Source organism: Arthrobacter sp. ISL-85 (assembly GCF_018613675.1).
Taxonomy (GTDB): Bacteria; Actinomycetota; Actinomycetes; order Actinomycetales; family Micrococcaceae; genus Arthrobacter.
Window position 1 is genome coordinate 65,604 of the sequence record NZ_JAGGPQ010000003.1, and the last position, 24,825, is coordinate 90,428.

The 24,825-nt window shown below is 61.3% G+C and carries 18 protein-coding genes and 2 pseudogenes; 9 read left to right on the forward strand and 11 right to left on the reverse strand.

Annotation, left to right across the window (positions count from 1 at the left end; all coding sequences use genetic code 11):
- The first annotated feature begins 684 nt into the window (after positions 1-684).
- Positions 685-1,002, forward strand: a complete 318-nt coding sequence (locus J7I84_RS01710) for a DUF6457 domain-containing protein (protein ID WP_214939791.1) — start codon at positions 685-687, stop codon at positions 1,000-1,002.
- 471 nt (positions 1,003-1,473) lie between these two features.
- Here J7I84_RS01710 and J7I84_RS01715 read toward each other — a convergent pair whose 3' ends face one another.
- The 4 genes from J7I84_RS01715 to J7I84_RS01730 are packed head-to-tail and all read right to left on the reverse strand — an operon-like array spanning position 1,474 to position 5,717.
- Positions 1,474-2,610 (reverse strand): bifunctional 2-methylcitrate synthase/citrate synthase, encoded by a 1,137-nt coding sequence (locus J7I84_RS01715; protein WP_214939794.1) that lies wholly within the window; start codon positions 2,608-2,610, stop codon positions 1,474-1,476.
- A 28-nt stretch (positions 2,611-2,638) separates the two neighbouring features.
- Positions 2,639-3,544: a methylisocitrate lyase gene (gene prpB / locus J7I84_RS01720; protein WP_214939797.1), complete on the reverse strand. Its 906-nt coding sequence runs from the start codon at positions 3,542-3,544 to the stop codon at positions 2,639-2,641.
- Positions 3,544-5,064 (reverse strand): MmgE/PrpD family protein, encoded by a 1,521-nt coding sequence (locus J7I84_RS01725; RefSeq protein ID WP_214939800.1) that lies wholly within the window; start codon positions 5,062-5,064, stop codon positions 3,544-3,546. Before J7I84_RS01725 ends, prpB begins: the two co-directional genes overlap by 1 nt.
- The gene (locus tag J7I84_RS01730) at positions 5,061-5,717 is read right to left on the reverse strand and encodes a GntR family transcriptional regulator (protein WP_214939802.1); all 657 of its coding nucleotides are present in this window, start codon (positions 5,715-5,717) and stop codon (positions 5,061-5,063) included. The genes J7I84_RS01725 and J7I84_RS01730 overlap by 4 nt, the downstream gene beginning before the upstream one ends.
- A gap of 645 nt (positions 5,718-6,362) precedes the next feature.
- Here J7I84_RS01730 and J7I84_RS01735 point away from each other — a divergent pair.
- Together J7I84_RS01735 and pntB are read left to right on the forward strand one after the other, a co-directional pair.
- Positions 6,363-7,919 carry a Re/Si-specific NAD(P)(+) transhydrogenase subunit alpha gene (locus J7I84_RS01735; protein ID WP_214939805.1) on the forward strand — a complete coding sequence of 519 codons (1,557 nt, stop codon included), beginning with the start codon at positions 6,363-6,365 and terminating at the stop codon, positions 7,917-7,919.
- Positions 7,916-9,391 carry a Re/Si-specific NAD(P)(+) transhydrogenase subunit beta gene (gene pntB / locus J7I84_RS01740; RefSeq protein WP_251045920.1) on the forward strand — a complete coding sequence of 492 codons (1,476 nt, stop codon included), beginning with the start codon at positions 7,916-7,918 and terminating at the stop codon, positions 9,389-9,391. The genes J7I84_RS01735 and pntB overlap by 4 nt, the downstream gene beginning before the upstream one ends.
- 944 nt (positions 9,392-10,335) lie before the next feature.
- Here pntB and J7I84_RS01745 read toward each other — a convergent pair.
- Together J7I84_RS01745 and J7I84_RS21975 are read right to left on the reverse strand one after the other, a co-directional pair.
- Positions 10,336-11,364, reverse strand: coding sequence for a DUF4192 domain-containing protein (locus tag J7I84_RS01745; RefSeq protein WP_214939808.1), 1,029 nt, complete (start codon positions 11,362-11,364; stop codon positions 10,336-10,338).
- Positions 11,365-12,708: 1,344 nt separating this feature from the next.
- Positions 12,709-13,173 (reverse strand): hypothetical protein, encoded by a 465-nt coding sequence (locus J7I84_RS21975; RefSeq protein ID WP_214939811.1) that lies wholly within the window; start codon positions 13,171-13,173, stop codon positions 12,709-12,711.
- A gap of 379 nt (positions 13,174-13,552) precedes the next feature.
- Here J7I84_RS21975 and J7I84_RS01760 point away from each other — a divergent pair, with 379 nt between their 5' ends.
- The 3 genes from J7I84_RS01760 (at position 13,553) to J7I84_RS01770 (ending at position 16,050) form a co-directional block, all read left to right on the forward strand.
- Positions 13,553-14,521, forward strand: coding sequence for a nitronate monooxygenase family protein (locus J7I84_RS01760; RefSeq protein ID WP_214939814.1), 969 nt, complete (start codon positions 13,553-13,555; stop codon positions 14,519-14,521).
- A 258-nt stretch (positions 14,522-14,779) separates the two neighbouring features.
- Positions 14,780-15,565 carry an enoyl-CoA hydratase/isomerase family protein gene (locus J7I84_RS01765; protein WP_214939818.1) on the forward strand — a complete coding sequence of 262 codons (786 nt, stop codon included), beginning with the start codon at positions 14,780-14,782 and terminating at the stop codon, positions 15,563-15,565.
- 335 nt (positions 15,566-15,900) lie between these two features.
- The gene (locus tag J7I84_RS01770; RefSeq protein WP_214939820.1) at positions 15,901-16,050 is read left to right on the forward strand and encodes a hypothetical protein; all 150 of its coding nucleotides are present in this window, start codon (positions 15,901-15,903) and stop codon (positions 16,048-16,050) included.
- A 478-nt stretch (positions 16,051-16,528) separates the two neighbouring features.
- Here J7I84_RS01770 and J7I84_RS01775 read toward each other — a convergent pair whose 3' ends face one another.
- The 3 genes and pseudogenes from J7I84_RS01775 to J7I84_RS21980 all read right to left on the reverse strand — a co-directional run.
- Positions 16,529-17,620, reverse strand: coding sequence for an IS110 family transposase (locus J7I84_RS01775; protein WP_311381039.1), 1,092 nt, complete (start codon positions 17,618-17,620; stop codon positions 16,529-16,531).
- A gap of 51 nt (positions 17,621-17,671) precedes the next feature.
- Positions 17,672-18,085: a hypothetical protein gene (locus tag J7I84_RS21405; protein ID WP_214939924.1), complete on the reverse strand. Its 414-nt coding sequence runs from the start codon at positions 18,083-18,085 to the stop codon at positions 17,672-17,674.
- A 4-nt stretch (positions 18,086-18,089) separates the two neighbouring features.
- Positions 18,090-18,197: pseudogene (locus J7I84_RS21980) on the reverse strand (DeoR family transcriptional regulator); the annotation flags it as partial.
- A gap of 442 nt (positions 18,198-18,639) precedes the next feature.
- Here J7I84_RS21980 and leuA point away from each other — a divergent pair.
- A complete protein-coding gene (gene leuA, locus J7I84_RS01785) occupies positions 18,640-20,373 on the forward strand; it encodes a 2-isopropylmalate synthase (protein WP_214939823.1) in 1,734 nt (577 codons plus the stop codon).
- 142 nt (positions 20,374-20,515) lie between these two features.
- On the opposite strand, the gene J7I84_RS01790 is transcribed toward leuA, so the two are convergent.
- Both J7I84_RS01790 and J7I84_RS01795 read right to left on the reverse strand, forming a co-directional pair.
- Positions 20,516-21,706 (reverse strand): IS30 family transposase, encoded by a 1,191-nt coding sequence (locus tag J7I84_RS01790; RefSeq protein WP_251045924.1) that lies wholly within the window; start codon positions 21,704-21,706, stop codon positions 20,516-20,518.
- Between the two features lie 111 nt (positions 21,707-21,817).
- Positions 21,818-22,861: a LacI family DNA-binding transcriptional regulator gene (locus tag J7I84_RS01795; RefSeq protein ID WP_214939825.1), complete on the reverse strand. Its 1,044-nt coding sequence runs from the start codon at positions 22,859-22,861 to the stop codon at positions 21,818-21,820.
- Positions 22,862-23,110: 249 nt separating this feature from the next.
- Here J7I84_RS01795 and J7I84_RS01800 point away from each other — a divergent pair, with 249 nt between their 5' ends.
- Together J7I84_RS01800 and J7I84_RS21985 are read left to right on the forward strand one after the other, a co-directional pair.
- Positions 23,111-24,298, forward strand: a complete 1,188-nt coding sequence (locus tag J7I84_RS01800; RefSeq protein WP_214939827.1) for an MFS transporter — start codon at positions 23,111-23,113, stop codon at positions 24,296-24,298.
- A 62-nt stretch (positions 24,299-24,360) separates the two neighbouring features.
- Positions 24,361-24,822, forward strand: a pseudogene (locus J7I84_RS21985) (glycoside hydrolase family 3 N-terminal domain-containing protein); the annotation flags it as partial.
- Between the last annotated feature and the right edge of the window lie 3 nt (positions 24,823-24,825).

The following is a 24,825-nucleotide window of genomic DNA, read 5'->3' on the forward strand; positions in this document are numbered from 1 at the left end:
ATCGTGGGATCGGCAGTGCGCGTGTGAACGGGATTGGATGTTGGTGGATGCGCGGGTTCAGGGTAGTCATAGACACACCCCGATGTCCCGCTTAGAGAGATCAGAAGGCACAGAGTCACCCCGATTCAGCGCAGCCTGTCCTTCATCCCCACGTTTCCGCAGTGGGGAGGCCCGTAGTTCAGTAGCAAGGCGTGCCCGCGAGGTCGTCATTGACATCGGCAGCATCGTCAATGAAGTCCGCTGGACGGCTGGAACAACACTAAGGAGGCCGACAAAGCGGTCCGGATCGCGCGCGGAAAAGTCATGGCCCGGTACGGGCTTCCCGCTTCCGGCGAGCTTTTCGACCGGGCGTACGCTTACGCCGCCGAGAATTACTTGTGGTACGGCTATTTGAGTCTGGAAAGACGAGACCTCCGAAGGGCATGATGCAAAAGGCGATTGGGGCCGCCGGGGGCTGGGGGAGAGGCCTGGTCTCAGAGGCTCTCGTCGTCGTCGCCGACCCGGAGCTAGTTAACACCGGGCATGCACCGGGGAACACGAATGGTCCCTACGGCTTCCACGCCAACTAACGGACGAACGTCCCGCCCTGGACCTTTGCCGGCAAACCACTGACATCTTGGGGGAAGGCCTTGTATTCTCATGGCACCCACCCGACCGGTTAGAGACTTTCGGCAAGGAGAAATCATGCCCAGCAATGACGAAGCACAGGTTCTGTCTCAATGGAGTCAGGAACTGGCGAGGGCGCTGCAGATTTTGGATCTTGAGGTGGCCCAGGAGCTCGTCCTCGATCTAGCCAGGAAATCTGCGGACTCCGTGATCCATGCAGCGGCGCCGGTGACGGCTTTCATGGTCGGTTACGCCGCTGGGCTTGAAGCCGGGAAAGGAAGCCTGGGTTCCGGCGTTTCACCTGCCTTGGCAACTAACAGGGCGGCCGAAGTCGCCTTCAAGCTCTGTTCTGACTGGGCGGAAGGAAATGGCTGGGAACCGACAGATCAGTCGTAGGGTCTCCCCTCCTCCTGCGTCCCGTCTTACCTTGACCGGATCTTCGCAGTATGAAGTTTGACGGACTCGGCTGCCTTGCTTCGGGAGGAGCCTTTCAAGCTAGGGGCGAATTGACCGCCCCTGGGTTAGGAGAATGCATTCCATTCACGAATGGCTGGGCCCAGAATCTCCCTCTGGGCGGCAATTGCTTCCTCGTGATTGCATATTTTGTAGCTGCGAGGTGGGGTTCCCGCCTCTCCGTATCTCTACTCGTTGTCCGAGAGTCCGTTGCCAATCCGGTTGCAGGTGAAGGTGGATCGTTTGCTCCTAAGTGCACGGGAGCCGGTTCTTGCAAAGCTAAGCGGCGTGTTGCGTGGGCCGGCGGTGAGGTGTCATTTACGTTGCGACTAGTTGATGATCCGGGTGATCATCGGACACCCCACCGCAGGAATTTGGGGCAGTTGAGCCGCCGGAGGCAGTCGAACTGCCGGTTTAGAGGAACCGCTGTTCGCGGCCGTTGTAGGCGCTCAGTGGACGGATAAGGGAGTTGGCCGCTGCCTGTTCCATGATGTGTGCTGTCCAGCCAGTGATGCGGCTTGCGACGAAGATGGGTGTGAACGTGGGGGTATCGAAGCCCATCAGGTGGTATGTAGGCCCAGCGGGGTAGTCAAGGTTGGGCTTGATGGCTTTAGCTTCATCCATTGCCTGTTCCAAACCGTTGTAGAGGCCGAGGAGCTCAGGCCTGCCGTAGTGGGCGATCATCTTGTCGAGGGCCGCTTTCATCGTGGGAACCCGGGAGTCGCCGTGCTTGTAGACGCGGTGCCCGAAGCCCATGACCTTCTTCTTGTGCGCCAAGGCATCTTCCATCCATGCCGTGGCCCGGGCCGCGGCCTCTTCCAACGATTCCTCGGAGCGGATGCCGATTTCGTCGAAGGTGTGCATGACCGCCTCGTTGGCGCCTCCGTGCAGTGGACCTTTGAGGGCTCCGATGGCCGCGGTAACGGCTGAGTGCAGGTCGGACAATGTTGAGGTGACCACGCGGGCGGTGAAGGTCGAGGCGTTGAAGGAGTGCTCGGCATAAAGGATCATCGACACATTGAACGCGGCGACGACTTCCTCCACGGGCTCTTCGCCGAAGGTCATCCAGAGGAAGTTGGCCGAGTAGCCCAGGTCGTTCCGTGGTTCGATGATGTCCTGGCCATGGCGGCGGCGCTGATCGTACGCCACCACGGCCGGCATGGCCGCCCAGAGGTCGATGGCCTTCGTCATGTTGGCCTCGGGCGAGGAGTCCTCTGCCAGCGGGTGCCGCGCTCCCAGCACCGAGGCGGCGGTGCGGCAGACGTCCATGGGATGGGCGTGCGTGGGCAGGGCGTCGATAATGGCCTTGAGCGCAGGATCCAGCGAGCGGCTGGCCCTTTCGCGGTTGCCGAACTGCTCCAGTTGTTGTTGGCTGGGCAGTTCGCCGTTCCAGAGCAGGTATGCGACCTCTTCGAAAATGCATTTCGCGGCGAGTTCCTGGACCGGGTAACCGCGATATAGAAGCGAGTTGGTTTCCGCATTGACCTTGGATACGGCGGTGTAGTCCACCACGACGCCAGCGAGGCCTTTTTTGATTTCTGTTTCAGTCATGCTGAACTCCTTCGTTGCAGTTCTTGTCCTAGTGTGTGCGGGGGATCTGGAAGTTGAAGATGCCGGAATCGAACTTGTTGTAGGCCTCGTAATCCACGAGGTCATAGAGGCGGGCCCGCGTCAGCATTTCAGGAACGCGTACTTCTTGGGTGCCCAAGCTCTTGAGCGTGTCCAAAACCCTTTCAGCTGCCCCCATGGCGCTACGGAGCAGGGTAACCGGGTAGATAATCATGTTGACGCCCACGGCCTGCAGCTCCCTGGTCGAGAAGAGGTCGCTTTTGCCGAATTCGGTCATGTTGGCCAGGATCGGCACGTCCACGGCGTCGCGGATGGCCTGGAATTCGGCGAGGTCCCGCATGGCTTCGGGGAAGATCGCGTCCGCGCCGGCGTCCACGAGGGCTTTGGCGCGGTCTTTGGCGGCTTGGAGTCCGTCGGTGGCGCGGATGTCGGTGCGGGCCATGATGAGGAAGTTCGGGTCCCGGCGGGCATCCGCCGCGGCGCGTATGCGCTTGGTGGCGGTGTCCAGGTCCACCACGTTCTTGCCGTCCAGGTGGCCGCAGCGCTTGGGGTTGAACTGGTCCTCGATGTGGCACCCGGCCAGGCCCGCGTTCTCAAGCTCCTGGACGGTGCGGGCGACGTTCATGGGCTCGCCGAAGCCGGTGTCGGCGTCAACGATCGAGGGCAGGTCCGTCATGCGGGCGATCTGGCCTGCGCGGGTGGCCACCTCGGTCAGCGTGGTCAGCCCGATGTCCGGCAGGCCGAGGTCGTTGGCCAGGACCGCGCCGGAAATGTAGACCCCGGCAAAGCCCTTCTCCTCGATGAGCCGGGCGGAGAGCGGGCTGAACGCGCCCGGGAACTGCTGGATGGTGCCGGAGGACAGGAGCTCGCGGAAACGGATCCGCTTCTGTTCGGGTGTGGTCTTCGAATACAGCATCAGAAGAGTCCCTTCGGCGTCGCTGCCAGGTCGATGACGCCGGGCGCTGCAGTGATGTTCAGTTGGTCCAGCTCGCCGGCGCCCAGTTCGGGGAGGCGTTCGACGGCGGCGAGGAACCTTTCGATCTCGGCTTCCTCCACCAGTCCTGCGGCAAGGGTCCGGAATTTGTTGATGTACTGTTCGCGGGCGAACGGCCGGGCGCCGAGGGGGTGGGCGTCGGCGACGGCGATCTGGTCGGTGATGACGGTGCCGTCCTTGAGGGTGATCTCCACTGAGCCGCCAAAGGCTTTCTCGGCGATGTCCAGGGAGTGGTAGCGGCGGGTCCATTCCGGATCCTCCACCGTCGTCACCTTGTGCCACAGCTCCACGGTGTCCTGGCGTGCGGCGCGCTCGGGGGAGTAGGAGTCCACGTGGTGCCAGGCGCCGTCCTGGAGGGCGACGGTGAAGATGTAGGGGATGGAGTGGTCCAGGGTTTCCCGGCTGGCGGTGGGGCTGTACTTCTGGGGGTCGTTGGCGCCGGAGCCGATCACGTAGTGGGTGTGGTGGCTGGTCTTAATCAGGACTGATTCGACGTTGGCCGGGTCGGTCACCTCAGGGTGTTCGCGGTGCAGCTTGCGGGCCAGGTCGATCCAGGCCTGGGCCTGGTACTCGGCCGAGTGTTCCTTGGTGTAGGTGTCCATGATGGCGCGCTTGGCTTCGCCGGGGGTGGGGAGCGGGACCATGTAGGACGCGTCCGGACCATCGAGCATCCAGGCGATGACGCCGTCTTCGCCTTCGTAGATCGGCACCGGTGAGGTCTGGCCGCGCATGGCCCGGTCGGCTGATTCGATGGCCATCTTGCCGGCGAATGCCGGGGCGTGGGCCTTCCAGGTGGAGATCTCGCCCTTGCGTGACTGCCGGGTCGCCGTGGTGGTGTGCAGCGCCTGGCCCACTGACTGGAAGATGGTTTCGACGTCGAGGCCCAGCAGGGTGCCGATCCCGGCGGCCGCAGAGGGACCAAGGTGCGCGACATGGTCGATCTTGTGCTTGTGCAAGCAGATGGCCTTGACCAGGTTGACCTGGATTTCGTAGCCCGTCGCGATGCCGCGCACCAGGTCCTTGCCGCTCGAGCCCACGTGCTGGGCCACGGCGAGGATCGGCGGGATGTTATCGCCGGGGTGGGAGTACTCGGCGGCCAGGAACGTGTCGTGGTAGTCCAGTTCCCGGACCGCTACCCCGTTGGCCCACGCAGCCCACTCCGGGGAAACGCAGTCCGTAATGCCGAAGACGCTGGCGCCCTTGCCGTTTGTGGTCGGTGCGTGGGTGAGCGCCTGGGCGCGGGCGGCGACGATCGGCGCCCGGTTCAGCGAGGCAATAGCGACCGAGGCGTTGTCGATGATTCGGTTGATCACCATCTCAGTGACCTCCGGCGTGACCTCCACTGGATCGGCGGCGACCCTGGCGATCTTGTAGGCAAGCTGGTCCTCGCGTCGCAGGTTCTCTTCACTCTTGTAGACACGTACTGAATGGTCGACAGTCATGAGGCTGTCCTCTCGGTTTGGTGCTGCGTTGATTTCAAGTGGTTAAGGCTTTGATTCAGGTGGACCGTTGTACATGCCGCTGCGAGCTGAGCATCGCCGGCCGCAATTGCCCCGGCTATGTTGGCGTGCTCCATTGCTGAGGCGAGGAGGCGTTCAGGATTGTCCTTGGCGAGCCGGCGCATGCGCACCAAATGTACGCGCAGACTTTTCAAAGACTGGAGCAGGTAGGCATTGTTCATGGCCTGGTCGATCGCGTCATCCAGTCTCTGCACCAGGGAGTAGTAGTTGCCTTTGGCAGCGTCGTCACCTTGGACGAGTGCAGCAGCCGAGGAAAACTCCTTCTGCAGCTCGGAAAAGACCAGGGGATTACCCCGGCGAGCCGCAAGAGAGGCGGCCTTGCATTCAAGAGCCTCACGGAGTTCGAAAAGCTCATCGGCGTGGTCAAGCGACAATTCTGTTACTACCACGCCGCGCCCGTTGTGGGCTGCTGTCAGTCCTTCCGCGGCAAGGCGTCCCAATGCCTCCCGCAGAGGAGTCCTCGACACCCCGAGTCTTTCGGACTGCTCGACCTCCGCAAGGATCGTCCCAGGGGGCAGACGCCACTCGAGAATCTCCTCAAGCAAGGCTAGGTAAGCGCGTTCACTCGCACGCAAGGTCGTTCCTTCCTGAACGGCTAGGCTGTCTAAACGACTAGTGTATACAGAGGGGGAGGAAGTTCAAAGGAAACCTCACCGAAAGCGCAGTAAAACTCCCGATCTGTATACATGACCGGTTTCATCCGGCCCGTACGCGCTGGGCCAGTTAGCCCGAATGGATAGAAGATTCAGAAACAGCCACATTTTGGACCGATAGGCCAGTCTTGCTACGAAAACTGATTACCGCAAAGCTTGCCATGTATACATAGACCGTCATAATCCCCGTCCATAGACCCTCCTGCAGGATTCCGTGTATACACTGCTTGTCACGGGTCCCGCTGCCGCTCCTGCGACGGGGTGGAGGAGGGCTAAAAGCGGGAGAAGCCGGGCAGTTGCTAAGCCTTTAGCGTGCCAATTCATAGGTTTAGGTGAAACTGCGTCACGAGAAGGCACAGAGGCTGCACTCAGCCCGTGTAGTCCAGCAGAGACTGAGAAGTGGGAAGGACTGTGCGGAAGCCGGGACAGATGGTAACTCACGTCCTGGCATCGCCCCGACGGCGTGTCGCTGCTGGCCCGTTCTTGGAAAGAAAAAGGAATTGATTCCTGGCGCGCCGGGCAATGGATTGCTGCCCAAACCGGATGGCGGATGAAAGAGAGTAACAAGTGACGCGTATTGGCATCGTGGCTGAGTTGGGTCGCGAAACGAGGGCGGCGGCAACGCCTGTCACCGTGAAGCAGTTGTTGGGTTTGGGCTACGACGTCGTGGTCGAAAAGGGCGCCGGTGAGTCCGCGTCCTTCCGGGACGACGCCTATGCTGCGGCGGGTGCGGTTATCGTCGGTGCCGACGATGCGTGGGGCAGCGACGTGGTGCTGCGGGTCAATCCGCCCACGGAGGAGGAAATCGGCCGTTTGGCTCCTGGTGCCACGCTGATCGGTACGCTGGCCCCGGGCCTGCGGCCGGAGCTTGTTGAGGCTTTGGCGGCCCGGCCCATCACTGCTCTTGCCCTGGATGCGGTGCCGCGCATCTCGCGGGCGCAGTCGATGGATGTCCTCAGTTCGATGGCGAACATTGCCGGGTATCGTGCCGTGATCGAGGCCGCCCATGAGTTTGGCAGGTTCTTTACCGGACAGGTCACGGCGGCGGGCAAGGTCCCGCCGGCGAAAGTTCTCGTTGCCGGCGCGGGCGTCGCTGGACTGGCGGCGATCGGCGCTGCGAGCAGCCTGGGCGCGATCGTTCGCGCTACTGATCCGCGGCCCGAGGTGGCGGACCAGGTGAAGTCCATTGGTGGTACTTACCTCAAGGTCGAGGTAGAGGAAGAGATGAAGTCCTCTGACGGGTACGCCAAAGCAACGTCGGAGGCATACAACCGACGCGCGGCCGAAATCTACACCGAGCAGGCCCGTGACGTTGACATCATCATCACCACGGCCCTGATCCCGGGCCGGCCCGCGCCGAAACTCCTCACGGCCGATGACGTGGCCGGGATGAAAGCCGGCAGCGTGATCGTGGATATGGCTGCCGGACAGGGCGGCAACGTTGAAGGCTCAGTGGCAGGCGAACGGATCGTCACCGAAAACGGCGTCGTCATCCTCGGCTACACCGATTTGCCGGCCCGGCTGCCGGCCCAGGCGTCACAGCTGTACGGGACGAACTTGGTGAACCTGCTCAAGCTCCTGACCCCGGACAGGGACGGCCAGCTGACCCTTGACTTTGATGATGTGGTTCAGCGTTCCGTGACGGTGGTGCGCAATGGGGAGCTGACCTGGCCGCCGCCCCCGGTCCAGGTTTCCGCCGCCCCGGTGGTGAAGCCGGAGGTCTCCGCGGCCGCCGAAAGCCCTGCACCGAAGAAAAAGCAGGGCCTGAGCGCGGCCGGTAAGGCCGGGCTCTTTGCCGCCGGGATCGCCGCGCTGTTCCTGGTCAGCGCGGTCGCACCGGCGCCGCTGCCTCAGCACTTCACGGTCCTGATGCTCTCCGTCGTGGTCGGGTTCTACGTCATCGGGAAAGTCCACCACGCCCTGCACACCCCGCTGATGTCCGTCACCAATGCGATCTCGGGGATCATCGTCGTCGGTGCCCTGCTGCAGATCACCTCCGACAACATCGCGATGCAGGTGCTCGCCGCCGTCGCGGTCCTGCTGGCCAGCATCAATATCTTCGGCGGCTTCGCCGTGACCCGGCGCATGCTCGCCATGTTCTCGGCCGGGAAGGCACGTTCATGAGCGCCGCCACCGAAGCAGCAGAAATCATCTCGAGGAGCCTTACCGTGCCTGACACCGTCTCTGGTCCGTTGACCGCCGACACCATCGCGGGGGCGGCCTACATCGTCGCGGCCCTGCTGTTCATCCTCAGCCTCGCCGGGCTGAGCAAGCACGAGAGAGCCCGTGCCGGAGTCATCTACGGCATTACCGGGATGATCATTGCCCTCGCCGCCACGATCTGGCTGACCCTGCAGGAAGCCTGGGGCTCCGGCGCCGGCCTGACCGGCCTGGGGCTGCTCCTGGCCGCAGTGCTCATCGGTGCGGGGATCGGGCTTTGGCGCGCCCGGGTGGTTGAAATGACGGGGATGCCGGAACTGATCGCCCTGCTGCACAGCTTCGTGGGCCTCGCCGCGGTCCTGGTCGGCTGGAACGGCCACCTCGAAGCCCCCGCCCTCTCCTCGGACCTGACGGCAATCCACCACGCCGAGGTGTTCATCGGCGTGTTCATCGGAGCAGTGACCTTCACCGGCTCCATCGTCGCCTTCCTGAAACTGTCAGCGAGGATGAAGTCCTCACCCCTGATGCTGCCGGGCAAGAACGCCATCAACCTTGGCGCCCTCGTTGTGTTCGTCGCCTTGACCGTCTGGTACGTCAACGACTCCCAGCTCTGGCTCCTTGTCGTTGTCACTGTCCTTGCCCTCGGGCTGGGCTGGCACCTGGTGGCCTCCATCGGCGGCGGCGACATGCCCGTCGTCGTCTCCATGCTCAACAGCTACTCCGGCTGGGCCGCAGCCGCCGCGGGCTTCCTGCTCAACAACGACCTGCTCATCATCACCGGCGCCCTGGTGGGCTCCTCAGGCGCCTACCTGTCCTACATCATGTGCAAGGCCATGAACCGGTCCTTCATTTCCGTGATCGCCGGCGGCTTCGGCATCGCAGCGCCCACCACCGGCGGCGACGCCGACCAGGGCGAGCACCGCGAGATTACGGCCGAGGCGACAGCGGAAATGCTGACCAACGCCTCCAGCGTGGTCATCACCCCCGGCTACGGCATGGCAGTGGCACAGGCCCAGTACCCGGTCGCAGAACTCGCCCACCAGCTGCGCGAACGCGGGGTGAACGTCAGGTTCGGCATACACCCGGTCGCCGGGCGCCTTCCCGGGCACATGAACGTCCTGCTTGCCGAAGCCAAAGTCCCGTACGACATCGTCCTCGAAATGGACGAAATCAACGAAGACCTCGGCGACACCTCCGTGGTCCTCGTCATCGGCGCCAATGACACCGTCAACCCCGCCGCTGCCGAAGACCCGGGCAGCCCCATCGCCGGCATGCCCGTCCTGCGCGTCTGGGAAGCCGAGAACGTCGTCGTGTTCAAACGCTCCATGGCCGCCGGCTACGCAGGCGTTCAAAACCCCCTGTTCTACCGCGACAACTCCCAAATGCTTTTCGGCGACGCCAAACAACGCGTCGAAGACATCCTCAAAGCCTTCTAACGCGATCCAATTCAAACCTTAGCTAAAAGGATGAGAAGGTCCTCATGTCAAGAGATCAGTGTCCGGGTGGCGACAGCCAGCAGAATCAGGCAGGAGCACATGTACCACAGCTGGCTGGAAGCGGAAAGGATCGGGTTTCGGATCCGGCCTTCGATATTGACGCGTTTGAGTCATCCCCTTGGATTGGGCTTCATTACCGGTATGAGTCCCTGCTTCATCACAGTCACGAACTATTGGAGCGCATCGGGGAGGATGCCCGCCCACGGGGCCGCGGTTGACGCGATGACACCGGGGAATCCATAGATGTCGGCACGGCCGCCCTCGGTTAAAGGTGGACTTTCCCGCTTCATGGGCAGAGCCTCGCACGCCCATCCGCGGCAGAATGGCCCGTTCCTGACGTACGTCAATGTCTCGGATGCTTCGGAAGCATGAACGGCGGGACGCGAACCGCTGGCAGCCTGCGTGAGGGCTTGACGATAGATCAGCGGGGAAGAACGTCTGCAACGAATAGGCGTCGGCGAAGCCACGAATGAGGGAGGCTCGTCCACATCAGCTCAATGGCATTGTCCACCTGGACGCTAGCCGCGGGCTGTCCCCGCGACGTCGAGGCGGAAATACGCGACCAGATTCAGGCCATCTTGGCTCCGCACCACCGCCCGGCCATCGGGCGTCCGCTAAGATCCGGCAGGGCGCTTTTGGCCCGACATCGTTTGCTACTTCGCGAACACTTCCAAGCTACGCCTGTGCGATTGTCTTAGTAACGGTGGTTGCACGGTTGGCCTCACACAACGGCGGTGCGAGCCAATCCTGCTCTGGATGATGTAGGAGACCAAGAAGGAACGGCACAGCGCTGCCGAGGACGGACTGACAGGCGGAAAGCCGGATTCGTCTTGGAACGGAAGTCCTCCGCAACTACTTCTACTCCGTCTCTGCCCTCTGAAAACCTAGTCGATTGGCAGTGCTTTGTAGGCGGTTTCTTTGTTCAGGTTCCAGCCGGCGACGATGCCGGAGCCGATCATTTGGTCGCTGAGGCGGGCGAGGCGGTAGGCGGGGTTGGTGTCGAGGGCTAGTTGGAGAAATTGGTGGGCTTTGCTGCCTCTGCCTTCCCACCAGTTGATGTAGCCGATGGCTGTGAGAACTGGTGCTGCGTACTCGGGGCTGGTACGGGTGTAGGCGTGGAGGAGTAGTTGTTGTGCCCATTCGATGCGTGACCACTTCGGGGCTGTTTGGGTTTGGGCGAACAGGATGTGCTGCATTGGTTCGTCCACCCCTGGGATGTCTGCGATGAGTCTGTCGCGGATTGGGGGAAATTGGAGGTTCGCGACGAGGGCGTGGCAGTCGTCGTCGCTGGGGAAGTCGGTGGAACGGAGCATGTCTGCCCAAAGTTCCCGCCCATGCCGGAGGGCAGTTTCGGTGGATTGTGCCCTGACGGAGTCCATATGGTGTTCTACGGCAGCGGCTTTTGCTGCTTCCTTGGTAGCAGGTGGGAGGGTGATCCCGCTGGTGGGTTGGACGTAGCTGCCGCGGTAGATGAATTCGGCGTTGATAGTGCTGGTTTGGGCGGAGTTGACGGGCAGGGCGAGGCTGGTGCCGGGTTCGGCGTCGTAGGGGGAGTAGGTTTCGTCTCCGACGAAGAGACCGTCGCGGATGGTGATGCGTTGTTCGGCGAGGACTCCGGTGAGGGCGGCGATGGTGCTGGCCTGGGGCCGGGCCTGCCCGGGCTGGGTGGTTTCGCTGGTGTAGACGGCGAAGAGGATTGATGTGGCAGTGGTGTCGCTGGTGAGGTAGTGGGCGACTGTCCGGGCGTAGGCGAGTTCCTGCCCTGTCTGACGGGGAAGGTCGATGCGGAGCGTGGCGCCGATGCTGTTGTCGTTCATCGTGATGCAAACAAGGCTTTCCTGGGGCCAGAAGCCCAGCGTATGCCCGATAAAGCTAAGGACATCCGATGGTGTTTTGATCGTGAGCTTTTCCATGATCCCGTGATTCCCTTCACCCTTGCGATTGCTGTTTCTTCTGCGGTTATTGGTCGTGGTCGTCGTTCTGGTAGGGGACCATCCGCTGGGTTGAGGGGCCGGAGTGCAACTTGGGGGACCGGCGTCAAGGCCGAAAACCTCGTTGCGGACTGTGGTCCGTTGTCTTGAGAAGGTTTTCGGTTTTGGGGTCGGCGCGGTAGCGCCCTGGTTGCGCGAAGGGCCCGCCCAGCGATCATGGGAGATATCAGAATGACAAGCAGCGTTGGAACTTCTGCCTGTCCATCGATGCCAAGGAACTAAGCGGCATGACTTACGGGGATGAGGCCGGTTCGGAGTACTCGCAGCGATTGTGGCTCCGCGTGCGGGAGCCTCCACAAAGGGGGAAAATGCCGACTCTAGGATTGCATGTCTTTTGAAGGGCGAGCCAAATCAGTCTGGACAAAGAAAATCCGAATCCCTTCGTTTCGGGATGCCGTCGTTGATTGAACGCTTCAACGAGGCGGAAGGCGAGGTGTGGAAATTGTCCACAATCTTGGCCTCGGATCGGGTAACACCGTCCTCGAACTGCTTCTAATTACGCATGTTTCGGCGATGTCTCAGCTTTGCAAGGGCCCGGAAGACAGCTGGGGTTATGTGGTTCCTCGTTCCGGTTCTGTTGGGTGGGCCGTCACCTATTCATGCGCCGAGGGAACGGGGACGACATGGTCACAGCAGTGTCTACGCGGGGCTTCCAGATGAGGGTTCCGGGAATCGTTCGAAAAGCTACGTGCCTATGTTTGTCCACCCGAAGAGGGTGTGGAATTGTGCACACTTATGTCCACTTTATTGAGGGTGGCATCGGTATCGACGTTGGGATTGTGAAGGATGAGGCGGACCGCTGAATAGTGCCACAGCTTGTGGCTGCCGCAGATTCGAGGACAAGCAAGGCTCCGACGGATGGAGCGCAGTGCGGCTCGGATCCTTACTTCCGTGGACATCGCGCAATTCGGGGACTGGCTCCGTCAGATCCGCAGAGATCTCTCGATGAGCATAAGGAACGATATCCTGCCGCGATCATTGGTCCTCTGGCAGTGAATTTCTCTCGACGCTGGGCCGCTGATGGAATTAGTGGCATCGTCGCTGTTATCCCGCAGCGTTCCGATTAGATCGGTCACCGGGGGCGACGAGGATCCGCTGGAGGTCGACCCCCGGGCTTCGACCAAGAGGACTACAAAGGCCGCAATGTCGTCGAACGGTACTTCAACACCTTCAAACAGTGGAGAGCCCTGGCAACCCGCTACGACAAACTCGCACTTACCTACAAAGGAGGAGCCGTCCTCAGGGCATCAGCATCTGGCTGACAGCTTAGGAGACCCGCCTAGGTGACGGGCGCGTGCACTGCGTCGGGTAAACGGCGCAGTGCCCATGACGCGGCTTCATAATCACCGTTTGCCCGACCGGAATGTTGGGGAAGGGTTTTATGGTGCAGATGACCGGGATGGTTGCTAAACGACGGGGCCCCGGAGTTCCCTCTCGGCGCTCCGGGCTTTGGCGACGAAGCCCGAATTTCGAGACCGTTGCAAATTTTGTGCTGTCTGCCAGAAGGAAGCAGGAGGTGGAGGCGCGGAGGGAGGCGACTTTGACGTCCATATTGTCCATCGTTGGGGTTGTGACGCCTCGGGACAGGTTCCAGGTTCCGGTGCTGAGAAAGCACAAATCGGTATGGATGCCTCTGATCGTGTCGGCTGCGATTCGTCCCTCGCTGGAACCGCTGTATGGATGTACGGCCCCCTGTGTGGATGGCCTTAATGATGCTCCTATAGCTGTCAAATGGGGGGTGCGAGGCTATTCCCGCAGCCGCGTGCCGTAAACCGGGATGCTTGAGGAGCGTGCGTCGCGTCGCTCTTATTTGCCCATCGCCAACTGGTCCAAGAATTCTATCGACCGGGTAAACGCATTTGGCAACTTCAGGCATCAGGAGCGCCTTGATTTTCTGCCATGTCACGTCGGTTGGGCTCTCTTCTGCTGGAGGCGATCACTGCCTGCGTCGGAGAGGGTCTCGCCGGCCGGAGCAGCAGCCGACGGTTGGCGCAGAGCGTGTGAAGAAACTTACTGGTCGACTCGCAATTTGTTATCATGTAACGGTCTATCTCAGAACTGAGCACCGATTGCCGACTAGGTTCCTGGTCAAAAGAGTAGGGAGCATTGCATGTCACTGGATCCACTACAACGTAACTCCCTGATTCTTCCTGTTGTCTGCGCCCCGATGGCGGGTGTGTCTGGGCCCGATTTGGTGAGGGAGGCTTGCAAGTCGGGAATTATGGGCGTTTTGCCCCGACATAACGCCTCGGACATAACTGAGTTCGGGAACTGGCTTCGCGATATCCGCAGAGCTCTTGGCGATCATCAGGAACGATATCCTGCGGCAATCATCGGTCCTCTGGCCGTGAATTTCTCCCGACGCTGGACCTCGGATGAGATGAGAGTAAATCTTGATCTCTGCGCGCGGTACGGGGTGGAAGTCATCATCAGCGCCATGGGCGATCCCACGGAACTCACTCAAACTGTGCATGGGTGGGGTGGCAAGGTCTTTCATGATGTCACGAGCATGCGTTTCGCTGAGAAGGCGATCTCTGCCGGCGTGGACGGCCTGACTTGCATTGTGGGCGGAGGAGGTGGCCACTCGGGCCTTCTCAGCCCATTCGTCTTCATTCCGCAGGTGCGGAGTATATTCGATGGAACCGTCCTTTTAGCCGGCACCGTTTCAACGGGCGCCGCGATTAGGTCCGCAGAGGTCCTCGGTGCCGACCTTGCATACCTTGGGACTCGCTTTATTGCGACTAAAGAAGCGAATGTACCCCCGGCCTATCGGCGGATGCTTGTGGAGGCAAAGTCGACCGATCTGATCTACACGAGCAGCGTAACCGCCGTTCCAGCCAATTGGTTGAAGCCCTCGCTTATCTCCCATGGTCTAGATCCTGAGGATCTTCCTGTCTCATCCGGACGCGGCAATTATGATCATCTGCCGCCGAAGAGTCGACCATGGCGTGACATCTGGAGTGCCGGCCAAGGCGTTGACCTTATCTATGACACGCCTTCCGTGGCTGACTTGGTTCAACGCCTAAGTATCGAGTACCGCGCTGCCTGCCAGATTCCCGAATTTGGACCTCTTTCATGAAACCTGCGATATTTCGATGCCGTTGACGCCTAGCAAATTGGAGACCGCGAGGGAGCGATATATCCACGGCTTCGACTATGCCGGGCTGGTTCCGACTCGCCATTCGACAACAGGGGTCTATCCGAGCGCGACGGTACTCCCAAGCGGAGATTGCTCGATTGGTCGTGCCAGGCGGATCGGTGGATGTGCAAAACCCGACATCGGAGTGCAACAACTGAACCCAGGCTTGGAGCGGCCCCGTATTTTGAGAGTGACGGCATGACAGAACTCCGGGTTGACCGGCCTGCAGTTGGAGTACTCCGCTGCAGGCTGGATGGACCCGACACTTTGAATGCGCTGGATGATCCGGTCAAACGTGCCCTGGTGGAACAAATTGTTCTGGCGGCTACTGAACCGGAGGTGCGGGTTCTGATGTTAACGGGTGCTGGCCGTGCGTTCTGTTCCGGTGGGGATATCCGGGGTATGGGGCAACGCACTCCGGCTGAGATGAACCGGGTGCTTACATACGGCCGCCAGATTACCGAAGGCCTGTCGAACCTGCAGAAGCCGGTCGTGGCCGCAGTGAACGGCATTGCTTCAGGCGCTGGCTTCAACCTTGCCCTTGCCTGTGACCTCATCCTTGCCGCCCCGCAGGCATGGTTCCAGCAGTCCTTCGTGAAGATGGGATTGTTGCCGGATATGGGGGGAACGTACCTTCTTGCGCAATCCATTGGGCTCCACCGCGCCAAGGAAGCTGTGCTCACCATGCGCAGGTTCTCCGCGCATGAGGGGAAGCAGTTGGGTTTCGTCGCAGAGGTGTTGGATGGTCAGTCATTTGACGACCAAGCAGTCGCATACTGCGCAACACTTTCCCAACGAGCCCCCTTGGCCATGGGACTGACCAAATTTCTCACCAACAGCTCAGTGGACGGCACCCTTGGAGACGCGTTGGACCGTGAGGGCCTTGCGCAGGGAGTCCTAGCCGCGACTGAAGACCACAAACGTGCCGTTAGCACGTTTCAGAGCAAAGGTGACCTCGATGCCATCGAGTTCACAGGCAATTGAATCAACACCTTTTCTGACGAGCTACCGCACACCAAGTCCTGGGATCGAGGCGCAGGACTTGCTGCCCGGCTGGGGACCACCGGAGGACGGGGAGGGGCTCTCAGTTGAGCCTCATACAGCAAGCATCAAAAAGCCAATACGGCTCCGAGCGCGACGTTGCCTATTCGTGGGCTGGGCAGTCAGATCCCCCATTTTCTGTGACCCGTAATATCGGGTCACGCTACCTCAAAGCTGCCTGCCGACACCGAGATAACGTCCTGTAACCCGCTTTTTCGTAGCCGGTGACCGGTCTCGCTAGGGAGCGGTCACCGGCTACTCAAGGACGTGCGAGCTGTGTGGATGACGAGGTGCTCCGCAATGTCGTGCTCACTGGCGGGGCAGGGTGTGCGCTTCGGCAAGTCCACGGCAACGACTTGGGCGAGGTTGTCCGCCAGGCCGCCACGGGGGAACCGCTCCTGGGTCCTGACGTGGCGCATCTGGCCTAGGAGTCAGAAGTGGTGGAGTGCGCTGTTGGCTTGGTGGTCATCGCCGCTGCTGAGTTTGTGGCGAGTGCTTGCCTGATGGTGCGGGCACGGGAACCGTTGAAGGCGCGAACTGTGCTTCGTTATTGATTCGTTCGGGGTAGAACGCCACGCTTAAAACCACTCAAGGTGACCTTGAGCTGTCCAGGATTGGGGTCAATTCGGGTTATCCACGGCTGGTTTGTGGGAGCCGTTGGGGTAGCTCCCTTGGCGGTGCTAGTTGTGGATAACCCGTGGGAATTGTCCCCGGTTGTGGACAGGTGCGCTTGGGTGAGCCATTGTCGGTACGTTTGGGCGACGTGGTCGTTTCTGGCGATTCCTCGTTCGATGCGGGAGAGGTTGGAGGGCCACTGGTTGAGGTGTTGGCCGGCTTGTTGCAGCGTGACGCCGAGCTGTTTCCTGAGGGTTCGGAGGCGAGTGATGTCGGGCGCTGCCACGGGGTTCAATATTTGGCGGAAGTTTCCCGGGCGACGTAGCGTTTGAGGCAGCGCATGGTTTCTCGTTTGCTTTTGCCGTCGGCGGTACGTTTGGCGACGTAGTCCTTTGGTTCGGTGGTCTGATTGCATGCGGGAGAGTACGACGTGGTGGAGGGCGCCGTTGGCTTGGCGGTCACCGCCTTTGCTGAGTCTGTGGCGGTTGGTTTGCCTGATGATGCGGGCACGGGTGCGGTGCCGGTGAGCGCTGCGAACTGTGCTTCGTTGTTGATCCGTTCGGGGTTGTCTCCGACGGTGACAAGGAGTTGGGTGGCGACTTCAACGCCTACGCCTGGCAGTTCGGTCAGCAGTGGCGCGTAGGAGTCGAGGATTTCTTGCAGGAGCTCATCTGTAGACGCGATTTCGGATCGCAGGGATTGATACCGCAAAGCCAGCGTCTTCAGCGTCAGCGCGGTGATGTATTCCGTGTCTGCTGGGTGCCCGGAGGGCCGCGAGCGGGCAAGCGCGGTGATCATCGCGGTTGTGGGGAGGCCGCGGTACTTGGCTCGGATCGTTTCTGGTGCGGAGACGAGCAGGCTTCGGATTTGGTTGATGGCGCTGGTGCGCGCCTTCATTGCCGAGGTCCGTGCTGTCCGCAGGATGCGGAGGCATTCCACTGGTCCGTCTTTGGTTTTGGGGGTCGAGATGCCTCGTTCGGCGAGTACCGATTGCGCTGCCTGGTAGGCGTCCAGTGGATCTGACTTTCCCCGGATCCTGCGCTGCTGATGGTTTGGTCGGTTAACCTCGAAGACCTTCAGTTCTTCCTTGGTTAACATGCGGGACAGTTCGGCCCCGTAGGAGCCTGTCCCTTCCACTCCCACGGCGCTCACCGTTCCATGGCTGGTGATGAAGTTAAGCAGGTCGCTGTAGCCGGCGGCTGTTGCTGCGAACTTTTGATCAGCGATGGGATTGCCGTATTCGGTGACTACGGCGACGTGGTGGGTGTCGGAATGGGTATACACCCCGACGATGACTTTGGGTAGTTCCTCGGCCAATAAGGCGACGGCCCTGCTCTTCCTGGTCTTCGTGTGTTGCACGTTGGCCAGGCCGGCAGAGAGCACGGGAATGGGACTAAAGCGCTTCAGGCTCCTATTAGGTCATGTCCGCCTGGCTCAACGGGCTTGGTGCTGGTCCTGAACTGGTGGACAGATCATTAGAAAGACAGCGTTCGCACGCGTCAGGTGGGCGACGAGCCACGCCAGTTCAGGACCTTTACCATCATTACCGTGGGGGTGGGTGAAGAGGCTGGTCACCACATAGAAGTTGTTGGTGAGGACTGTGAGATTCTTCCGTGCGCCGAGGTGGGGCACTACTGACTGGCAGGTGGTGCCGGCGTTCTGGAAGATCATCATGTCGTCCTGGATGAGCCGGGCAGCCAGTTCGGCAATGGCCTGCTTGTGCTTGCGGGGCAGTTCCAGTTGCGCCTTGGATTTCCGCGTCCTGGGAGGGGCTCGGCCTGTCCATTCCGAGAGACGGAGTCCGCCTGGTACCGAGCCACTTGTCCCGAATTTTCCGGTCAGCGATATCGCGCCGTACCGTCATATGGGAAACGTTGATGTAGTCCATGAGGCTGCGGATGCTGAGCACGCCTTCCCGGCGCAGGAGCCGCAGTATTTCCCGATTGTGCTGTTCCGGGATGGGGGTCTCGCTGGTTGATTCCCGTTGGGCTCCTCTTGTGGCATGCTCTCCTGCCCGATGGCCGCTTCCGCGGAAATAGTTGAAACGGTCGCGCTGCGTCTAATCGCAGTCCACACCGATACCGGTAAATGACGTCCTGTCAGATAAGTTCCCCCAAAAACACAAGCAACGACAGCAGTGCAGACCTCAGTAGTGGCCGGAACTAAGGGTCGATTGGTGTTGGCGACGGTAGGCAATTATCCGATCGCCGTTAATCTCAACGCGTCCAGCAACGCTCTTTCATTGGAACACCGTGCTATTCTGAAAGCGTGCGTGCAGAGCTCCTTCTTCTTAGCTGCCGCGGCGAGGCCTCAGACGCGATCTAGCGCAAGGCCCACCCTCGCCGCGGAGTTAGCTATGCCCGGCCAATCTTCCACCAAGATTAGAGAAAAGGCCCCACGTCATGCGCAACGCACAAAAACCCTCGGGAATGCCCATTCACCGGTACCTGCCTTTCCAGGACCAGATCCGTGTCGAACTGCCCGACCGCACCTGGCCGGACAAAATCATCACCGAGGCACCGCGCTGGTGCGCCGTCGATCTGCGCGACGGCAACCAGGCGCTGATCGACCCGATGAGCCCGGCCCGCAAGCTGAAAATGTTCCAGCTGCTGGTCAAGATGGGCTACAAGGAAATCGAGCTCGGGTTTCCGTCCGCCTCCCAGACCGACTTTGACTTCGTCCGCCAGCTCATCGAGGGCAACCACATCCCGGACGATGTCACCATCCAGGTCCTGACCCAGGCCCGGGAACACCTGATCGAACGCACCTACGAGTCCCTGGTCGGCGCGAAGCAGGCCATCGTGCACCTCTACAACGCCACCTCTGTGCTGCAGCGTCGGGTGGTGTTCAACCAGGACGAGGATGGCATTCTGGACATTGCCCTGCAGGGCGCCCGTTTGTGCAAAAAGTACGAGGAAACGCTCGTTGACACGCACGTGATCTATGAATACTCACCGGAATCATTTACTGGTACGGAACTGGAGTACGCGGCGCGGGTGTGCAATGCCGTCGCCGATGTTTTCGAGGCCTCCGCTGACAAGCAGGTGATCATCAACCTGCCTGCCACGGTGGAGATGGCCACCCCCAACGTCTACGCCGATTCCATCGAGTGGATGAGCCGGCACCTGCACCCGCGCGACGGCATCATCCTGTCCATGCACCCGCACAACGACCGCGGAACCGGGGTGGCTGCCGCAGAACTGGGATATATGGCCGGGGCCGACCGGATCGAGGGGTGCTTGTTCGGCAACGGCGAGCGTACCGGGAACGTGGACCTGGTCACCCTGGGCCTGAACCTGTTCGTCCAGGGCATCGATCCGATGATCGATTTCTCGGACATTGACGAGGTCCGCCGGACCGTGGAGTACTGCAACCAGTTGCCGGTTCCGGAGCGCTCCCCGTACGGTGGTGACCTGGTGTTCACCGCGTTCTCCGGCTCGCATCAGGATGCGATCAAGAAGGGCTTCGAGGCCCTGGAGCGCGACGCCGCCGCGGTGGGAAAGGCTGTGGACGACTTCACTTGGCAGGTGCCCTACCTGCCGGTGGACCCCAAGGACCTGGGCCGCAGCTATGAAGCCGTCATCCGGGTGAACTCCCAATCCGGCAAGGGCGGCGTGGCCTACCTGCTGAAGAACGAACACAGCCTGGACCTGCCGCGCCGGGCACAGATCGAGTTCTCCGGCGTGATCCAGCGCCGCACGGACACCGTAGGTGGGGAAGTAAGCGGCGCGCAGCTCTGGCAGATCTTCCAGGACGAATACCTGCCCTCCGGCAAAGCGGACGGGCAGTGGGGACGCTACTCCCTGGGTGCGGTCAAGACGGAGACGGATGCCGACGGCGGCATGACGCTGCATGCCTCTCTGACCATTGACGGTGCGGAGGTGAGCCGCACCGGCACCGGAAACGGCCCCATCGCCGCCCTGCTGAACATTTTGCACGAGGACGGCGTGGACGTCCGCGTGCTGGACTACAGCGAGCACGCTCTGTCCGAAGGCGGAAACGCCATGGCCTCGGCGTACGTGGAGTGCGCCGTGGGGGAGCGCGTGCTGTGGGGCGTCGGCATCGACGCCAACACCAGCACGGCGGCGCTCAAGGCAGTCATCTCCGCCGTCAACCGCGCTGTCCGGGACGCTTAGGGCTGCGACGGCGTCCATTGAAGGCTTCGGTGTTTTCCGGACACGGCAGGACTCCCTCCTGTCGTGTCCGGAATCCTCGAGCTCTTTCATTGTCCCGAACTGCCAAACGTCTCGAAACTCTAGAAATTTGATACAGGCGGATTCAGGTGGTGCCTGCAACACCGGTTTGTTTTGTTGGGTTCGAGATTAGCTCGGCGAGGACTTCTGCGGGCGTTCGGTAGCCGTGTCGTTTGCGTGGCCGGCGGTTGAGTTCCGCGGCGACGTTCTCGAGGATTCCGGGCCCGTGGAAGGACAGGTCGGTGCTTTTCGGAAAGTACTGGCGGAGGAGCCCGTTGGTGTTTTCGTTGCTGCCGCGCTGCCAGGGTGAAAGTGGGTCGCAGAAGTAGATCGGCATACCGGTCGCCATCGTGATCTCCTGATGCCGGGACATCTCCGCTCCTTGATCCCAGGTCGTCGAACGGCGCAGCTGCTCGGGCAGGGTATTCATCGCGGTGATCATGGCGTCGGCGACGGTGCGGGCAGTGTGGTCCTCGGGCAGATGCAGGAGCATCACGTAACCGCTGGTCCGTTCGACGAGGGTTCCGATCGCGGACTTCCATGACGTCGAACCGATGATTAAGTCCCCTTCCCAGTGGCCGGGAACGGCGCGGTCCTCGATCTCGGCCGGCCGGTCAGAGATCATCACCATCTCCTGGAACCGTTGCGGGCGAGGACCCTCTGGCCTTTGCGGCCGCCGACGCACCCGCCCGGACCGCAGCGCCGCCGCAACTTCCAGGCGCAAGGATCCGCGGCCCTGGACGTAGAGGGCCTGATAGATCGTTTCGTGTGACACCTGCATCTCCGGATTCTCCGGATGCTCCACCTTCAGCCGGCCAGCGACCTGTTCCGGGCTGAAGCGGTCGGTGAGCATCGTAGTGACCTGTTCCCGTAACGCTAACCTGTCCAGCTTCCGCGGCTTCGGCTTGCGGGCACGAGCCCACGTCTGCTCCTGCGCGAGCGATGGCGAATACCGGTCACTGACCCGGTTCCTCGCGATCTCCCGGCTGATCGTCGACGGAGCCCGACCGAGAATGGCGGCGATACGACGCACTCCATGGCCCTGGGCAAGCTGGAAGCCGATCTCTTCCCGCTCACGTAACGACAAAAGCCCTGCACGGGGCACACTGAAATCCGGAACCGGCGATGGCAACACCTTCTGATGGTCGCTCAACCACCGGTACGCGGTCGGACGCGACACCCCGGCGGCCCGCGCCGCTGCGGCTACCGCCAGCCCGGCATCCAGCCCTTCCCAGAACGCTAAACGAACACTCAACGGCGACCACGGTCTGCCCATCGACGACACCCACAGAATTCAGGGTGTTGCACTCACCACCTGAACTCGCCACAGGGAGGTTACGAGACACTGGTCCCCCAGTTGAGCGCAGAAAAACTGCCGCACCGTTAGTTAGGCGGATTCCCTCCGGATAAGCTCTGGTGCCTCAAGTTCTCGGGTGGGCTGCAATCGTTCCCCTCCAATTGCCGCCAACAGTTTTCGGACGGCGTTCCTGCCCATTCGTTCGTAGGGCTGACGAATCGTGGTGAGCTGAGGGTCGAGCAGCTGGGCGGCCAGGTCGTCATCGAATCCAACGATGGCGACGTCTGCGGGAACGCTGAGGCCGGCGCGTCGCAGGGATCGAAGTGCCGGAGCGGCAATCATATCGAATTCACAGAAAACCGCATCAAAACTGATTCCTCGGTCCACCAGGTATTCGATTGGCGCTGACCGGGATGGCGTTTCACCGTCGTCCCACTTCCACGCGGTGTCGTAGACAACGAGCTCCGGATCAACTTCAAGGCCGTGTTCTGCCAGGGCCTTTTTGTAGCCAGCGAGGCGATCCCTTTCGAACAACGTGCTTTTTGCGCCAGACCCCAGATAAGCGATGCGTCTGCGCCCTGACTGAATCAGATATGTTGTCGCCTGGTACGCCCCGGCGACGTTGTCCACGGTTATTGTTGGGACCCGAACCTCGTCATTCACATCATCTATCGCGACAGTGGGGAGCCTCAGCGCGTTGGCAGCTCTGAGGACCGCAGTGTCGTTGGATGAGCCGAACAGAAGAATCCCTTCTGTAGGAACGTTGGCCAAGTCCTCTACGACTGATGCGGCACCGCCCGGGCGGCCTGCCACGGCATGAGCCAGCACGTGGTAGCCGTGTTCGCCTGCTTCAAGGAATGCGGCGCGAACGGCGGGTTCCCACCATCCCCACGCGTTGTCCGGGATAACGGCGCTGATCGCGTGGTAGCCGCCGGCCCGCAAGGCGCGTGCAGTGACTGACGGGCGGTACCCAAGCCGATCTGCGACGGCCTTGACCCGCGCACGCGTCTCCTCGCTGACATCCGGGTGCGGTTCTACTGCAAGGGCGCGGGAGACGGTTGCCTTACCTAGTCCCGCTTCCCGCGAGATGTCCGCCAGCGTCACTTTTGGCACGAACTCTCCCATGGTTGACATCTTCGTTTCTAAAACCCTACACTACCGAAATCGGTACCGGAACCGATACCGGAACCGATTCCGGCCTTTGCCGCTACTAGAATCTCTCATCCAATAAGCCAAGGACGTCTTTTATTGACTGCTGTCCCTCCCGAGTCTGCGCTGCCAATCGCGCAGTCCCTTGCAGAAGCAAAACTTGATCCCCCGCCTGTCCCGAAAGCTAGCAAGGCGTTTATGAGCGTGTACGCGCTGGGTCTGTTTGGCATATGGATGGCGATCAATCTGCCGGCATCCGTCACGGTTGCCCTGCGTATTTCTGAGATCGATCCCGACAACAAAGCAGCCACCTACTCGCTCGTGGCTGGCATCGGCACCATCGCTGCGGCCCTGGCCAACCCGTTTTTCCGGCGTCTGTCCGACCGGACGCGCAGCCGGTTCGGTCGACGCCGCCCGTGGATTGTTGTAGGCCTCCTGGGATCTGCCCTCGGTGCAGGCATCATCGGCTTCTCCAGCTCAGTGGGCATGCTCATTTTGGGCTGGGTCCTAATGCAGGCCTTCGTCAACGCCGCCATCGCGGCAAGCCTCGCGATCGTATCCGACCGTTTTCCCGAGTGCCAGCAAGGTGTTGCCGGCGCCATTTCAGGAACGGCCAGCGCAGCTGGCAACGTCATCGGGATCTTTTTCATTCAGGCTTTCCCGACCAGTATCCTCGCCCAAATTGGACTGCCCGTGGTCCTGGCCATAGTCTTCGGTTTCGCACTCGTGGCGATGCTGCGCGACGACCGGCCCGCCAACGGTGACCGGCCGCCGATGAACCTTAGGGACTTCCTCGGCAGCTTCTACATCAACCCCCGCAAGGCACCCAAATTCGCCTGGTTGCTTCTTGCTATCTTCGCCGTCTCGGTCGGCATGTCAGTTGCGTTCACCTACACTGTCTACTTCCTGCAGGACCAGCTTCAGGTCGCGCCGGAGGAACTCACGAACGTGTTGTTCGTAGCGATGCTCCTTTCCGGTGTCGTCTCCGTCGTAATAGCACCACTGGCGGGGTGGATTACGGACCGTGTTGGCGGCCGCCGGGGAGGGGTGGTTCTCGCTGCGGCAATTATGGCCGCCGGCATGGTGACCATTGCGACATCATCCACTACGGTCCAGTTCATCATCGGCCAGACCTTAACCGTAGGCATCGGCGCTGGGATACTCTTCGGCACCTACATCGCCCTGGCAATCAGCACCCTACCTGATGCCACAACCGTTGTCCGCGACCTGGGAGTTCTCAACCTGGCCGCAACAGTCCCGTTTTCCCTAGTGCCATTCGCAGCTCCGGCGGTTCTGGCCATCGGCGGAGGCGCCCCGAACTACGTTCTCCTCTATCTTGTCGGCGGCGCCATGGCGCTTCTCTCCGTGCCCATGCTCTACATGATCCGCACTTCCCCGACGAAGAAGGCAACCATCTGCTGACTGCCGACTACCTGAACCCATCCCTGCCTCCCGAAGCGCGTACCAAAGATCTGCTTTCCCGCATGACGCTCGAGGAGAAGGGAGGCCTGCTGTTCCACTCCGCGATCGCCGTCCCGGACGCCTACAACCCGGAAAAGGAAGCCGTCAAAGTGGCCGAGAGCCATATCGCGGGCAAGCACCTCTCGCACTTCAATGTCCCCAACGGTGACGGAGCGGCCGAGATCGCCGCGTGGACCAATCGCCTTCAGGACATCGCCGCCGGCACCCGCCTGGGCATCCCCGTCACGGTGTCCTCGGACCCGCGCAGCGGATTCCGCTGCAGCCCCTTTACGGGGGAAGCAGTGGATGACCTGTCCCGGTGGCCCGAACATACCGGCCTTGCCGCGATAAATAGCACTGACACCGTTAGGTCGTACGCGGATACCGTCCGTCGGGAATTCCTGGCCATGGGTATCCGGGTATACCTCGGACCAATGGCCGATCTTTTCAGCGAACCTCGTTGGTCACGTGGGTACGGCACGTTCGGT

Coding starts and splice junctions, on each gene's coding strand:
- J7I84_RS01790 (WP_251045924.1), bottom strand. CDS start 21,706: ATGGGCAGACCGTGGTCGCCGTTGAGTGTTCGTTTAGCGTTCTGGGAA.
- leuA (WP_214939823.1), top strand. CDS start 18,640: ATGCGCAACGCACAAAAACCCTCGGGAATGCCCATTCACCGGTACCTG.
- J7I84_RS01745 (WP_214939808.1), bottom strand. CDS start 11,364: ATGGAAAAGCTCACGATCAAAACACCATCGGATGTCCTTAGCTTTATC.
- J7I84_RS01710 (WP_214939791.1), top strand. CDS start 685: ATGCCCAGCAATGACGAAGCACAGGTTCTGTCTCAATGGAGTCAGGAA.
- J7I84_RS01800 (WP_214939827.1), top strand. CDS start 23,111: ATGGCGATCAATCTGCCGGCATCCGTCACGGTTGCCCTGCGTATTTCT.
- J7I84_RS01715 (WP_214939794.1), bottom strand. CDS start 2,610: ATGACTGAAACAGAAATCAAAAAAGGCCTCGCTGGCGTCGTGGTGGAC.
- prpB (WP_214939797.1), bottom strand. CDS start 3,544: ATGCTGTATTCGAAGACCACACCCGAACAGAAGCGGATCCGTTTCCGC.
- J7I84_RS01725 (WP_214939800.1), bottom strand. CDS start 5,064: ATGACTGTCGACCATTCAGTACGTGTCTACAAGAGTGAAGAGAACCTG.
- J7I84_RS01760 (WP_214939814.1), top strand. CDS start 13,553: ATGTCACTGGATCCACTACAACGTAACTCCCTGATTCTTCCTGTTGTC.
- J7I84_RS01765 (WP_214939818.1), top strand. CDS start 14,780: ATGACAGAACTCCGGGTTGACCGGCCTGCAGTTGGAGTACTCCGCTGC.
- pntB (WP_251045920.1), top strand. CDS start 7,916: ATGAGCGCCGCCACCGAAGCAGCAGAAATCATCTCGAGGAGCCTTACC.
- J7I84_RS01795 (WP_214939825.1), bottom strand. CDS start 22,861: ATGTCAACCATGGGAGAGTTCGTGCCAAAAGTGACGCTGGCGGACATC.